The sequence below is a fragment of the Paenarthrobacter sp. AR 02 genome (assembly GCF_021538675.1).
In the GTDB taxonomy this organism is placed as follows: Bacteria; Actinomycetota; Actinomycetes; order Actinomycetales; family Micrococcaceae; genus Arthrobacter.
Genome location: NZ_JAJUKH010000001.1, coordinates 30759 through 44369, shown reverse-complemented (window position 1 = coordinate 44369; position 13611 = coordinate 30759). Strand labels below are relative to the sequence as shown.

At 57.8% G+C, this 13611-nt stretch carries 16 protein-coding genes; 12 read left to right on the top strand and 4 right to left on the bottom strand.

Annotated features, from left to right (window positions below; all coding sequences use genetic code 11):
* Window positions 1-10 precede the first annotated feature (10 nt).
* Window positions 11-1096 (top strand): redox-regulated ATPase YchF, encoded by a 1086-nt coding sequence (gene ychF, locus LRQ04_RS00235; protein WP_235516958.1) that lies wholly within the window; start codon window positions 11-13, stop codon window positions 1094-1096.
* Between the two features lie 31 nt (window positions 1097-1127).
* Here ychF and LRQ04_RS00230 read toward each other — a convergent pair whose 3' ends face one another.
* Both LRQ04_RS00230 and LRQ04_RS00225 read right to left on the bottom strand, forming a co-directional pair.
* Window positions 1128-2234 carry a site-specific integrase gene (locus LRQ04_RS00230; RefSeq protein ID WP_235516950.1) on the bottom strand — a complete coding sequence of 369 codons (1107 nt, stop codon included), beginning with the start codon at window positions 2232-2234 and terminating at the stop codon, window positions 1128-1130.
* On the bottom strand, window positions 2212-2763 hold the full coding sequence (locus LRQ04_RS00225) for a helix-turn-helix transcriptional regulator (protein ID WP_235516949.1): 552 nt from the start codon (window positions 2761-2763) through the stop codon (window positions 2212-2214). Before LRQ04_RS00225 ends, LRQ04_RS00230 begins: the two co-directional genes overlap by 23 nt.
* Before the next feature lie 104 nt (window positions 2764-2867).
* Here LRQ04_RS00225 and LRQ04_RS20555 point away from each other — a divergent pair, with 104 nt between their 5' ends.
* The 9 genes from LRQ04_RS20555 (at window position 2868) to LRQ04_RS00185 (ending at window position 6870) form a co-directional block, all read left to right on the top strand.
* Entirely contained in the window at window positions 2868-3062 is a 195-nt protein-coding gene (locus tag LRQ04_RS20555; RefSeq protein ID WP_255773616.1) for an AlpA family transcriptional regulator, read from the top strand.
* Between the two features lie 251 nt (window positions 3063-3313).
* Window positions 3314-3553, top strand: coding sequence for a hypothetical protein (locus LRQ04_RS00215; RefSeq protein WP_235516948.1), 240 nt, complete (start codon window positions 3314-3316; stop codon window positions 3551-3553).
* Between the two features lie 87 nt (window positions 3554-3640).
* Complete coding sequence (locus LRQ04_RS00210) at window positions 3641-4657, top strand: AAA family ATPase (RefSeq protein WP_235516946.1); 1017 nt, start codon at window positions 3641-3643, stop codon at window positions 4655-4657.
* A gap of 389 nt (window positions 4658-5046) precedes the next feature.
* On the top strand, window positions 5047-5253 hold the full coding sequence (locus tag LRQ04_RS00205; protein WP_178997038.1) for a hypothetical protein: 207 nt from the start codon (window positions 5047-5049) through the stop codon (window positions 5251-5253).
* On the top strand, window positions 5250-5426 hold the full coding sequence (locus LRQ04_RS00200) for a hypothetical protein (RefSeq protein WP_235516944.1): 177 nt from the start codon (window positions 5250-5252) through the stop codon (window positions 5424-5426). Before LRQ04_RS00205 ends, LRQ04_RS00200 begins: the two co-directional genes overlap by 4 nt.
* Window positions 5423-5668: a hypothetical protein gene (locus LRQ04_RS00195; protein WP_235516941.1), complete on the top strand. Its 246-nt coding sequence runs from the start codon at window positions 5423-5425 to the stop codon at window positions 5666-5668. Before LRQ04_RS00200 ends, LRQ04_RS00195 begins: the two co-directional genes overlap by 4 nt.
* A complete protein-coding gene (locus tag LRQ04_RS00190) occupies window positions 5665-5823 on the top strand; it encodes a hypothetical protein (RefSeq protein WP_235516939.1) in 159 nt (52 codons plus the stop codon). Before LRQ04_RS00195 ends, LRQ04_RS00190 begins: the two co-directional genes overlap by 4 nt.
* A gap of 185 nt (window positions 5824-6008) precedes the next feature.
* Entirely contained in the window at window positions 6009-6236 is a 228-nt protein-coding gene (locus tag LRQ04_RS20735) for a helix-turn-helix domain-containing protein (protein WP_374198918.1), read from the top strand.
* 10 nt (window positions 6237-6246) lie between these two features.
* Complete coding sequence (locus LRQ04_RS00185; protein WP_235516937.1) at window positions 6247-6870, top strand: hypothetical protein; 624 nt, start codon at window positions 6247-6249, stop codon at window positions 6868-6870.
* Window positions 6871-7224: 354 nt separating this feature from the next.
* Here the strand turns inward: LRQ04_RS00185 and LRQ04_RS00180 are convergent, their stop codons facing one another.
* Window positions 7225-8196: a hypothetical protein gene (locus LRQ04_RS00180; RefSeq protein WP_235516936.1), complete on the bottom strand. Its 972-nt coding sequence runs from the start codon at window positions 8194-8196 to the stop codon at window positions 7225-7227.
* A gap of 1029 nt (window positions 8197-9225) precedes the next feature.
* On the opposite strand from LRQ04_RS00180, the gene LRQ04_RS00175 reads away from it, so the two are divergent.
* On the top strand, window positions 9226-12246 hold the full coding sequence (locus tag LRQ04_RS00175) for a phage tail tape measure protein (RefSeq protein WP_235516934.1): 3021 nt from the start codon (window positions 9226-9228) through the stop codon (window positions 12244-12246).
* Window positions 12247-12356: 110 nt separating this feature from the next.
* Entirely contained in the window at window positions 12357-13112 is a 756-nt protein-coding gene (locus LRQ04_RS00170) for a hypothetical protein (protein ID WP_235516932.1), read from the top strand.
* Here the strand turns inward: LRQ04_RS00170 and LRQ04_RS00165 are convergent.
* Entirely contained in the window at window positions 13109-13564 is a 456-nt protein-coding gene (locus LRQ04_RS00165) for a hypothetical protein (protein ID WP_235516931.1), read from the bottom strand. The two genes, LRQ04_RS00170 and LRQ04_RS00165, sit on opposite strands and share 4 nt — an antisense overlap.
* Between the last annotated feature and the right edge of the window lie 47 nt (window positions 13565-13611).

Genomic DNA, 13611 nt, shown 5'->3' with positions numbered 1-13611 from the left:
ATCAATGCTCGTGGCTCTTACTATTGGCATCGTCGGACTGCCCAACGTCGGCAAATCAACCCTTTTCAACGCACTGACCCGTAACCAGGTGCTCGCCGCGAACTATCCGTTCGCGACGATCGAGCCGAACGTGGGTGTAGTCAACCTGCCGGATCCGCGCCTCGCGAAGCTGGCCGAGATCTTCGGCTCCCAGAAGCTGCTGCCTGCGCCGGTATCCTTCGTGGACATCGCGGGCATTGTGAAGGGCGCCTCCGAAGGCGAAGGCCTGGGCAACAAGTTCCTTGCCAACATCCGCGAGGCCGAAGCCATTGCGCAGGTAGTCCGCGTGTTTGATGACCCGGATGTCATCCACGTCGACGGCAAGGTTGATCCCCGCTCCGATATGGAGACCATCAACACCGAACTGATCCTGGCCGACCTCCAGACCATTGACAACGCGATCCCGCGCATCGAAAAAGAAGTCAAGATCAAGAAGCGCGAAGCTGCCGAACTGGCCGCCATCAAGGCTGCCCAGGCTGTGCTGGAGCGCGGCGACACGATTTTCTCCTCCATCAAGAGCGACAAGCTCGAAATGGGGCACCTCAAGGAACTCGGCCTCCTCACGGCCAAGCCTTTCATCTACGTCTTCAACGCTGACGAAGGCATCCTCGGCGACCCGGCCAAGCAGGAAGAACTTCGGGCCTTGGTGGCTCCGGCCGACGCGGTCTTCCTCGACGCCAAGCTGGAATCCGACCTCGTGGAACTGGACGAGGAAGAAGCCCGCGAAATGCTGGAAATGAATGGCCAAAGCGAGTCCGGCCTGGACCAGTTGGCCCGTGTTGGTTTCCACACGCTCGGCCTGCAGACCTACCTCACGGCTGGTCCGAAGGAAACCCGTGCGTGGACCATCCGTCAGGGTGACACCGCACCCCAGGCAGCCGGCGTCATCCACTCCGACTTCCAGCGCGGCTTCATCAAGGCCGAAGTTGTCTCCTTTGACGACCTCGTCGACGCCGGCTCCATGGCTGAGGCAAAGTCCCGCGGCAAGGTCCGCATCGAAGGCAAAGAATACGTGATGGCCGACGGCGACGTGGTGGAGTTCCGCTTCAACGTGTGATTTAGCCCGTTTTCCCGCTTGTTTGCTGGGGTCAGGCTCGTTGAGTCCGCAGGGAGTCCGCAGAAATGCCGAGAGCTTCATCCATCATGGCGCCGGCAGCGGATCTGGTGCGGTCCTCGGCGGTCGGCCAAAGGTGTGCATAGGTGTTCAGCGTGGTGGTTGCCTTGGAATGGCCCAACGCCCGCTGCACTGTTACGACATCGCAGCCGGCAGCAATCAATCCTGACGCATAGAAGTGCCGCAGGTCATGGAGTCTCACAGCTTCAAGGCCTGCGGCCATTACTGTTTTACGCCACCAATAGCCGGAAGTGTTCTGGTGTGGCGGCAATCCCTGATCCCCGATGAACAACCATTGCTGCTCCCCGTGGACGCCAACGTGCTGCACATGGGCGGCGAGGATCTGAACGAGCCCGTCAGGGATGTGCACCAAACGCTCGGAACCGTATTTCGGCAACGTGATGCTCACCTCGCCCTTGCCTGCCCTCTGGACTTGCCTCTGAACAGCCAGAGTACGCCGCAGGAAATCAATATCTCCGAGTTGTATTGCCGCCGCCTCACCCAACCGCAGGCCAGCGAAAGCACACATTGCAACGAACGGCTTAAACCACGGCTCAGCAGCCCCTAGGAGGGCGCCAACATCCGCGGGGGAGGGGATGCTCATGGCGTGCTCTGCCTTGCGCGCACGGGGCAGGGAAACGCCGTCAGCAGGGTCCGTGGCAAGCATCCGGTCATTACGTGCACCACGCAGAACAGAGCGGACATTGTTAAAACGTGTCTTGACCGTTCCAGGCGCCAAGCCGTCCTGACTCATCTTCTTCACCCACGCCTCAACGTGCGAGCGTTTCAGGTTCCGAAACTCGACATCAGCGAACGTGCACGAGCGAACAGCTAGGCTCATGGCCTTCGACGTCCCAGCCGCCCAGAGCTGCCTAGTGGACCAATCTTCAAAGAACGATGCCAGGGTGACGCGGCCTGACTTCGGATCCACGTAGCTACCAGTGACAACAGATGCGGTTACCTCATCCAGCCAGCGCTGAGCGTCGATCTTTCGCGGGAAGTGCCGCGCATGTTCCTTGCCGGTCTCATCTCTGTATCGGGCTCGCCATGATCCATTCTCACGCTTCTGGATGCTCGCCATCGATGCTCCCGCCCCGTTCGCCGCGCTCGGTTTCTTCTTCAGTCAGGACGTATTCAGTGACTCTGCGGAGGGACCATGATGCAATCTCCCGCGCGTTCTCAAGAAGCGTCTCGGCTTTGATTTTTGAGGCTTCATCTGTCCAGGAATCGCTTGCAAGCGATTCCTCGGCAAAAGCGATCGCGCCAATCAACTCATCGCGATGCTTAGCCAGTTCCTGAATGTTGGCGCGCAGGCTTTCCCGAGACTCGCGGATGGCTGTCATTCGGGCTATTAACCCAACGATGACCATGCCGTCTAACTCCTGCATGATCAGGTCATCCAGTCTTACGAAAAGCAGCTTCGCAAGCGATAGCGCTTCCGCCAACCGCAGGGGCCTCTCGCCCTTTTCTACGCTCCACACGGTCGCCTGCGACCACTTCCACCCGACATGTCGCATGCCATCAGCTATTTCCTGCTGCGACCGGTCGCCGCGCAACCGCACTAGGTTCTTGCCGATAATCGCGTCTACATCGGTGCTTGAATCTGCCATAGACAACACCCTACTAGAAAAGCCTATTGACGCCTACTAGATTTCTGTATTAGCATTTCTAGTAGGAGGCAACAACGTCTCCTAGTTATGGATGGAGAAGTCGGATGGCTAACCAAACCCTGACCCTTCTGACCCTGGACGAAACCGCGGCCCGACTACGCAAGTCGCCAGCTCAGCTTCGATGGATGCTCCATCAAGGAACTGCGCCCCGGTCCGCCAAAATTGCTGGCCGCCGGCTGTTTCGCGAGTCAGATGTCAATGAGTACATCAACCAAGCATTCGAGCAAAGCGCCGCGTGATGCTCGATGGCTACCACGGTCAGGAGCACAACGGGCACCGCGCCCATAGTTTTTGACCTCGTTGGCCCGAACCTGGTGCTGATCGTGTTGGAAGACCAATCCACCCAGATCTATCGGACCAGCGAAATACTCGCGGCAATCAGCCCACCAAGCTGACGCGAAACCCCTGAACTGCCCTCTGAGGGGGGAGCGGAACAGGACGCACTACAAATCCACCACCACCGTTTGACTACAAAAAGGTTTCAGATCACATGAAAAGCACCGTAGACACCCATGTCCGCATGACGATGGAGCAGGCTATCAAGCTTGCCGCGTTCGTTGTTGAAATCCGGCCGGAGTGGAAGGCAGGTCCCATCAGGAGCCTTCTTCAAAACCACACCTACGGCTACGAACAAGCGCCAGTCATGGCTGTTGAGGAGCTAACGCGCCGCACCGTCGCAGCAGCGTTCACCTCCACGCAGGAACAACTAACGGAGCTACCCACGCAATAGCAGGACAACCGTTCGGCCCCTGAGAGCAGCAGGGGCCGAACACCACTACAAACTCATAAGCCAGTCACAAGACGACTAGGACAGCTAATGCCGAATGACCCACTGCTCCCCGAAAGGCCTTCTCACCATGCGTTCACGCTCGGTGGCGACTTCATGTTCAACATGTCCGAAGGCACCCCAGCATGGTGGGGTGAAGGCCAAGATATTCTCGCCGCTAGAGGTGAGTCAACGATCATCTGTGGCCCCCCAGGTGTTGGGAAGACCACGCTGACAGGCCAACTGGTTGCGGGAAGCCTGTTCGGCGGCAGAGTGCTGGACATGCCGGTAGCCCAGTGCGAAAGGCTCCTGTACATAGCCAGTGACAGGCCGCAACAGATAGCGCGTTCCTTGCGACGAAACTTCACCAGGGACCAGCACGAAGTAGTAAACGAGCGGCTCGTTATCTGGAAAGGTCCGCCGCCCGCGGACATGGCAAAGAACCCGGACCTACTGCGGGATATGTGTCTCGAAGCAGGCGCCGACAGAGTCGTGGTAGACAGCCTCAAGGACGTTGCTATAGGGCTCTCGGAGGACGCCGTGGGTGCTGGCTACAACAACGCCCGCCAGAAGGCACTAGCAGCCGGTGTTGACGTTCTAGAGCTGCACCATCAGGTCAAGCGTGGAGCGGATGGTGGAGCTCCCAACACACTCTCTGACGTGTACGGCTCAACCTGGCTGACTGGCGGCGCCGGCTCAGTAATCCTGTTGTCGGGCAAACCGGGAGACACCATCGTTGACTTCCGTCACCTCAAGCAGCCATCAGCAACGGTTGGACCGTTCAAGGTCATGCACGACCATGCATCAGGTACTTCTAGCGTTTGGAACGCGGCAGACCCATTGGCCATGATCCAAGCATCGCGGGGCCAGGGGATTACAGCCCGTGAATATGCCGCAGCGCTGTTTGAGAAAGACAAGCCAACCCCTAACGAGATTGAAAAGGCACGTCGGAAGCTAACCGCGATGAACAACGCCGGATCGATAGCAGTTGTGGAACTTCCAGCGATCAACGGCGGAAATCCATCGAAGGTCTACCGCATGCCCACGGTGCTAGCTACAGCAGCTTGAACCGCCCACGCAGCATCCACGCAAACAAAAAGCGTGGACCCTCCACGACTCCCTCGACACCCCCACGCGACACCCCGAGAACGCTGTAATCATGCCCCACGGCATCGCCCACGGCGCCCACGCGCACACCGCCCACGAACCACCCCCCTCCTGTAGGGAGGGGTGGTGGTCGGGCTACCCAAAGGATTCAAGAAATGAGATTGGTTTTTCCGCCGCCGCCGTTCGCTAGCCCAGCCACCCACCTACTCAACGATTCAGCTCGTGACTGAGGAACAGATGCTTAGACACCTATCCGACCTCCACACCGAGCTTGTGCAGCTCTTAGAGGCCATCGACACCAACCAGACCAGGAACCGAAGGGACGCGGCGGCGGAATGAATCAACAAAAAATGACCGACGCGGAACTAGCCGAGTACTGGAAGCGGCAAACGATCCACTACCGCAACCTGTCCAACACCTACTTGCAGCAGCTCCTAGCAACGAAGACCACACCGGAACGTCACTACGGGAAAACCACACTCCACAAGGATCCTGTGGGCAACCAAGCAGCAACCAACGTAGACCGCGAACGCAAACACCTGAAAGGCCGCCCATGAGCTACGACTACGAGCCCAAAGTTCTACAGCAATGGGACTGGCCTGCCCAGGCCGAAACCTACCGCCTCAAGTTCGAGCACGCCCAACAGGAAGCGACCCACTGGATGCGACGTGCCAAGGCCGCTGAGGCCCAGCTATCCATGTACCAAGCGCGTGAGAAGACCTCCGCATGATGAACGCCAAAGGAGTGGAAACCCGAGTACCCACAGAGACCGTTATCGAGACCATTCGGAGGGCGCGGATAACGCATGTGGAGGGCATTCGTGATCCGAAGACAGGCGAGGCCGGCGTAGCCCTGTTCCGTGGCACGAAGCTTCGAATGGTTATCAGGCACAGAGAGATGCAAGCCGTAATGGACTTCCTCACCGTCAGCGAGATGGAAGCGCTATTCAACTACCAGGAGGGCGAGTCATGAGCCGCCACCCACACGGATCCTTGGAGTACTGGAAGAAAATGGCTGAGACCCGGCAGACGATCATCCTACGAGCCCATAAGAAGCTCAACCTTCTGCAACAGGAATACGACCAAGTAGAAGCGGAACTACGCGCTTACGTTGAGGGGCGCCGTTGAACAGGCCACAGCAGCCAGCCCGCCCACCATCCGCGTACATCCATGGTGTTGGCTCACCCTCCGTGGTCGTCCCTGGCAGGGTCGCGGCATGGCTTGAAAGTCACGGCCTCAACGAGTTACGGATCGGCGCTCGCGGGGCTGACGCTGAGGTGGATAACGTGCTTGTTGCTATCCGGACCGCGGCGATGGCTTGGAGGGCTGCCGCTACCGGAAGTAAGCAAGCGCCCGAACCGGAAGTCACGCGAGAATCAAAGTGGTACAGCACCACAGACGCAGCCGAACGTCTAGGCATCACCGACAGGGCTGTGCGCCTAGCCATCCAAGAAAGACGCCTAAACGCCATCAACCTTCACGGACGCTGGCGCATCACCACCGAAGACATCGAACATTTCAAAGCCGCCAGAGCGGCATAGGAGAACCACAATGGCGAAGTACGACATCACCAAAACCACCGAAGCCCTCGCAGCCGAAAAACTCCGCAGCGACCACCGCCAACAGATCGAAAACATCAGGCAGAACCGCAACCTCAGCGCAGACGGCAAACGAGCACAAATCGCAGCACTCTACCTCCGCAACAAGAAGGAAGTAAGCAAGCTCGAGAAGCAAGAAGCCACAACCCGTACGAACCGAATCAATCACATCCGCAAAACCGTGTTCGGCCTCTCCGGCAATCCTGGCCCGCAGGATGTCATCTCCTACCGTGACGCACAGGATAGGGTGGCGAACCTCGGAGCGGACGACGAAGCCAAAGCCGCGCAATTGTTCGACAGGGCTCAGCTCTCTGGTGACAACACCCTTGCCGCCGCCGTAGTCAACCGGGCACTCGATGCCGGCTGGGTCAACGTCGCCAACTCCTACATCGAAGCCCACCCCTACTACGGCTCAATGGTCGAAGAACTCTGGTACCTCAACCAGGACAGCCCCGAAAACGAAACCAATCTCGGCAAGGCCTTCGAAAACTCCCTAGCCTTCCACCTCGAAAAGCCCCACGAAATCGGGAACGTGCACCTCGAGTCCCAGATCGAAGCCATCGCAGCTGAGGCCTAAGCCCTGGTTAGTGGAGATCCGTGGGTGGCTTACTTCCACACCTGAACGACGGTACCTTCGTGACCTACCGCGACATGCTGACCCGCGTGCCCAGCATCAAGTACACAGAACGCGCGGAAGACCTGGCGTGAGTCCACTGCTGGGCAGTCTGCCTCATTGAGCAGGTCTACCGGGAAAAAGTCCCCAATGTGAAAGTCTCCGGGGGCTCTGTCGTTCATTGCTATCTCCCATGGTGGCTATCTGACTGGTCTTGCCCAAGTATACGGGGCAACACAAGACCGGCATTTCCTCTAGCGCCGTCGTGCCCGTAGCTGGGTTAAGGCAGCTACGGACACAGCGCTGAGTCTACTAACCCTACTTTCCCAACGTCGTCTGTCCATTAACGATGTCTTTGATCCGCGCCTGCCAGTCCCTTGTGTGGATAACTCGAATGAACCGCGCATTTGGGTCAGCTAAGAGATCAATGCGAGTTCTCTTTGAAAGGTCTTGCCAATTTTCGAACATAGCGTACGCCGCGTTGCCGTAGTAGTAGTTTTCGAGGATCACCACTCGCTTGAACTCGAAGGCGATGTAACGGGAAAAACCCGAAGACCCGTAGTGGATCTTTTCCGGATCTAAATCCCTCATGAATTCATACCGAAGTTTGAAGGTGTCACGCTGTTGATTCTTCCCGCTGGGTATCCCCAGCCTATCGGCAGCATCGTCACCTGTTGGCCATTGAGCACCGTGCGCCACCGGCAGGAAGTCCCAGTCATAGACCTGAGTTTGCGCCCAAGTGCCAGCGGCCACACCGGTCGCGAAAGCGTGGGGCCTGACCCTTAGTACTTCTCGGACAAGGGATACAGCAAGGAGCAGATCCGGGGAGTCCAGCGGGGTCGAACTGTCGAAAACTGCTTCCAAAATGATCTCGACTGCGACGCGCCCATCATCGAGCAGCGAAGCAGACGCCTCAAAAGCAAAGGATTTCCCATGAAGCGTTTCATAAGCCATAGCTTCCCGTGAATGAGAGTGGCTGGAGTAGCCACGCGCAGGATCTCCAAAGTTAGGGCTTGTAGTGGTCCACCCAATGTGACGCTTCGGCCAGTCAGGGCGCTTGACCTGGCGACCATTCACGTTCCACTTCGACCACCTGCCCTCTGGCGTCGGTAGGTAAGAGGTAGTTGCTTCGTACTGACCGTCCACCAATTGAAAGGCGAAGTTGCCATATAAACCGGTAGAAAGTTCAGAAGCTTCGACTTTCCGTCTAACGCCGATGCGGAAGCTCCTTCCTTGCAACAGTGCAATCTCTTCAACTACGTGTTCTGGAACCGATTTGTAACCCGGCAAAGTTTCTCCCCAAAAAGTCAGGCCAATTGAAAGACAATCATGGCATTAACACAAGCAAGGATGCGTAGATGAACCGCATGACTGACGGCCCCCACCCGGGGGGAGCGGCCATGCACCCCTCCTAGACCGCCGGGGAGGGCTTTAAGGTGCGCGGCAAGCAGTTAGACCCAACTGAAAGGAGGCCAGAGTGCCTGGCCCGAAAGCTAACCCCACTAAGCCGAACTCCCGGCATCGCAGTCCTGGAGCGCGTTCTGGGCTCATCGAACTTCCGGCTGAGGGCTGTAATTTGTCCGTTCCACCGCTGCCTAAGTCCGGGGTTTGGTCCTCAGAAGATAAGAAATTGTGGCGAAATCTCTGGAAATCACCCCAGGCGAATGAGTGGGATGACAGTTTTATCCCTGCTGTTGCTGCTTATGTGTGCCATGCGCGGGCTGTCTATGAGGGTTCGGCTAGTGCTTGGCAGGCGCAGGAGATGCGTCATCTTGGCGGGCAGCTTGGTCTTACTCCTGCCGGCATGTTGGCTTTGGGTTGGGTGATTCGTCATGAGTCGTAGGCGGCTTGAAAGGAGCGGATCGAGGGCTCCGGGCGGCAAGGTCCCGAAAGTGTTCTTGGAGTACGCGGAAACGGGCGGTTTTTGGGACACGAGGGCGGACGTGGAGAGGTGGTGCGAAAAGGAAAGGCTGGGCTGCCCGCCGGATTCCTATTTTCGGTATCCTCCGGGACTGCGGCAGTGGTGCATCGACACCTGGGCGCGCCGGGAGGGTTTCGTGAACCAGTGGGGGAACGTGAACCACCAGAAACTCAAGGACCTTGGGATATGGCGCGGCTACGGATGCGGCAACATATTAGCCCGCCACTCGCAATTCTTCTCCTACGAGAAGCTGAACGATTGGCGCCCAATCAGCGCCCCCTGATTGGTTCCTAGAAGCAGTACCGATTGACTAACGCCGGCTGATTTCGGCACCTATGACTAGCCCGCTATGGCGGGTTTTTTCATGCCCGAAATGAGGGCAGGTAGGAGGCGGAACTATGGCTGAACGTCGAGTTTCGGTCCGGTTCACGGCTGAGATCCAAGGCTTTAAGAAGGCGATGGACGAGGCCGCGCAGGCTACGCAGAAGACCAAGAAGGCCTCGGAGGACGCCGGTAAAGCGGCAGATACCCATCTTGGGCGGATGGTTCAGTCTGCTACGAAGAATAGTGAGGCGTGGGAGCGTTCGGGGCTGGCTGTTGCTGGTGCTGGTGCTTTCATGTCGGCTGGTGTTGGGCTCGCGGTAAAGTCTTTCGCTGATTTTGATAAGCAGATGTCTTCCGTGGACGCGGCAACTCATGAGTCGGCTGCGAACATGACGTTGCTGCGTGAGGCGGCGGTGAAGGCTGGCGCTGATACTGCGTTCTCGGCGGTTGAGGCAGCGCAGGGCATTGAGGAACTGGCTAAGGCTGGTGTTTCGACTAAGGACATTCTGGCTGGCGGGCTGGATGGTTCGTTGTCGTTGGCTGCGGCTGGTTCGTTGGGTGTTGGTGAGGCTGCGGAGATAGCTGCGTCAGCCCTGACCCAGTTCAAATTGTCGGGTGACAAGGTGCCGCACGTCGCGGACTTGTTGGCTGCTGGTGCTGGTAAGGCTCAGGGTTCTGTTCAGGACCTTGGTGCGGCGTTGAATCAGTCAGGGCTTGTGGCTGCTTCCACTGGGTTGACGATTGAGGAAACCACTGGCGCGCTGGCTGCGTTCGCTTCTGCGGGTTTGACTGGTTCGGATGCTGGTACGTCGTTCAAGACGATGCTGATGTCTTTGAATCCGAACTCTGAGGCTGCGGCTTCTTTGATGAACGAGTTGGGCATCTCTGCTTATGATGCGCAGGGCAAGTTCGTTGGCATGTCTGAGTATGCGGGGATTTTGCAGAACGCGCTCAAGGGCATGTCTGATGAGCAGCGTAACGCGACTCTTAAGACGTTGTTTGGTACGGACGCTGTTCGTGCCGCGAATGTCATGTATGAGCAGGGCGCGGACGGTATCAATAAGTGGGAAGCCGCGGTTAATGATGCTGGTTACGCTGCTGACACTGCTGGTCGTATGCAGAACAACCTTGCTGGGGATATTGAGAAGCTTGGCGGGTCGATTGACTCGGTGTTTCTTAAGTCTGGGTCTGGGGCTAATGATTTCTTGCGAGGTCTTGCTCAGGGCGCCGAGGATGTTGTTGATTGGGTTGGGCAGATTCCTGGGCCGGTTCTTGGTGCCGCCGCTGGTATTACTGGTCTTGTTGGTGTTGCGGCTCTTGGTGCCGGTGCTTTTCTTACACTGACGCCACGGATCCTTGAGACTAAGTTGGCGTTGGACGCTTTGGCTCCTGCTGGGTCGCGGGCTCATGCGGCTATGTCGAGGTTGGGGCGTGTCGCGGCGGGCGCTGCGACTGGTATCGCCGCGGTTGGTGCGGCGTCGATAGCTGCTCAGCCTGCTCTGAATGACTTGTATAAGCCGACTGGTGATACCGCTGATGCGCTCAACCGTTTCTCAGGAGAAGCAGCCCGCGGAGCAATCGGCGCCGACACCCTAGGCAAGTCATTCGACGACTTGATCCTTAAAGAGGATGGCGTGAAGTCGTTCCAAACGGCTGTAGATAAGATCGCTGATCCCGGGTTGTGGGGCAACATCGATAACATCGCTGTCCAGGGTATTGGGATCCTGTCGTTGGGGATGATCAAGGCTGAGTCTACGTCTGAGCGGGCGCGTGACAGGTTCAAGCAGATGGGTGAGGCTCTCGCTGGGTTGGACGCTGAGAAGGCGGCTAAGTCCTTCCAGTCGATGGCTAAGCAGACCGACGGGTCAGAGACTTCGCTTAAGCGCCTGTTGGAGTACATGCCTGCTTACCGTAAGAGCCTTGAGGAACAGGCTAAGGCTGCGGGTAAGTCCACGGACGATAACACTTTGTTGGGTATCGCGATGGGCACCATTGAGGCTAAGGCCATGGGTGCTTCTACTGGGATGGATGCAGTGAAGCAGGCCGCCCAGGGGGCTAAGCCTTCTGCGGAGGATTTGGCTAAGGCTCTTGAGGACATTGGCCTTGCCGCCGATGGTTCAGTGGTCGATATAGGGAAATTCGCGCAAGCCTTGTTTGACGCCGGACTGCGGCATTTGTCAGCGTCGGATTCGGTGATTGCGTATGAGTCTGCGATTGACGCGGTTACTGAGTCGATTAAGACGAATGGCAGCACTCTTGATCTGAACACTGAAAAGGGGCGCGCTAACCAGACCGCGTTCAACGGGCTCGCGAAGGCGGCTATGGCTACGGCTGAGGCGCAGGCTGCTGAGACTCTGGCTAGTCAAGGTTCGGCAGCTGCTCAGGGTGTTTTGCAGTCTTCTTTGCAGGCTAGTTATGACGATCTGATCGCGGCGGCTGGTCAGTTCGGTATCACTGGTGACGCTGCGGATGATATGGCGCGTAAGGCTTTGGGTATCCCGAAGGAAGTCCCGATTTCGACGTGGGTGATTGATAACGCCACGGCGAAGTTGGACGGCATCAAGGCTAAGGCTGATGCGTTGGACGGGAAGAACTCGACTGTCACGATCACGACGGTTGAGCGGATCCAGCGTAACTACGAATCACTTATCAATCCTGGCGCTGTTCCGAATGGTGGCCCGCAGCAGGTCCTTGGGCAGGCTACGGGCGGTCGCATTAGTGATCTTCCGGGGTACTGGTTCGGGGGCAGGATCCCTTACCCTCGCCCGTCTGACATGACGAAGGACAACGTTCTTGGTCTTGTTGGCGGCGGTAAGCCGATCATGTTGCAGGGTCAGGAATGGGTTATCAACGGGCGCTCGTCTGACAAGTACAACAGTGAGCTGGCTGCTATCAACGCTGGCACGTTCCCGAAACTCAAGGAGTACTCTGCGGCTCAGGCTGGTTACGCGCCTGCTGCTCCTGTTTCGGCTGGGGCCACGGTGTCGTTGGAGCTGAATGTTCATGGCACGACGGCGCCGCGGGAGGTCGCGGATGAGGCCATGGGGATGATCCGGTTCGAGTTGCAGAAACAAGGCGTTCATCTTGGTGGCTGAGCTAAGACCCTATATCCCGAGTTGCTTGATTGATTTTGGCCGACCGACTACGGCTACATTGCGTGACCTCGGCACTGCCGGGTGTTTCGACTAGTTAGGAGTTCATTCCTATGGCACAGGTCAACAACCTTTCTCAGGGCAACCTGAGCGATATCTTCCGGCGCCTGCGGGCGTTGGAGTTTTCCACGAACCAGAACCATATGTCGATCAGCCGGGGGAACCTGACTGTTATGGATGGTGGTTCTATCAACATCGAGAACGGCGGTTTGAACGTCACAGGATCCGCGACCATCTCAGGCACGCTCGTTGCCTCGGGGGACATCGACATGGCGGGATCCTTCACCGCTACCGGCGACGTGAATTTGAACGGTCCCACGGCAATTGCCGGCGTCACAACGGTCACTGGTCAGTTCACAGTTACCGGCCCTACAGCCTTGAACGGCACAACCACTGTGGCAGGTGACACCACGGTGACAGGAGTCCTCGCAGTTAACGGGGCGATGAAGACCACCAGCACACTCTCAGTTGAGGGCGTGACGACTCTCAAGAATGACCTGAACGTGACAACGGGCAAGGTCAAGGCTGGGGGTATGACCATCGACCCCGGGTTGTTCGGCGGAAGTGTGCAGTTCAGCGCTGGTGGGTACTTGTCCGGTACGGCGTCAGGGCCTCAGATAACTGGACCAGCCGGTAACTCGTTTGTCTTCACTCGGAGCGGCAAGGCAGGTTTGCAGGCCGCAGCTATCGACCTTATAGGCGCCGTAGAGGTTCAAGGCGCATTGAAGGTCACGAGCCCTGGCACGGTCACAGGGGTCACCCCGAACGTCTACATGGACAGCGCTGGCAACCTGCGCAAGATCAACTAAAGGTTGTCGGTGTTGTATTCGGTGCAGAAGTTCCGGCTGGCATAGACGGCTACAGCGACGCCATTAGTTCGCTGAATGTCGTTCTCACCAGCCAGGGCACCTATCTCGGTATAGGTCATTCCCTGCGCGAATAGGCTGCACGCTTGGGCCGCACCTACAAGGAGCGTTTCATCTGAGGGGCGTACACCGTCGCGCCAAGCATTGAGTGAGCTTTTCACGCCGTTCAGGTATTTGGCTTTGGTGCTCTCGTCCGCAAAGGCGGGCGGGAGCGCCGTAGTCGGTACCGGCGCAGCCAGGAAGGGCGCCGCGGAGGCAGGCGGCGTTGGACTAACTGTAATCGCAGGTTCGGATGGTGCCGGGGTGGACCCAGCCGGCACGGCTTCGGCACCACCAGATGAACAGCCTGTCAGGCCGACAGACACCAGCAGGATGAGCCCCCAAGTTTTCCTCATGTTCCGAATATTAACCGGAACAGCCACCAATTAAAACTAAAAGGATC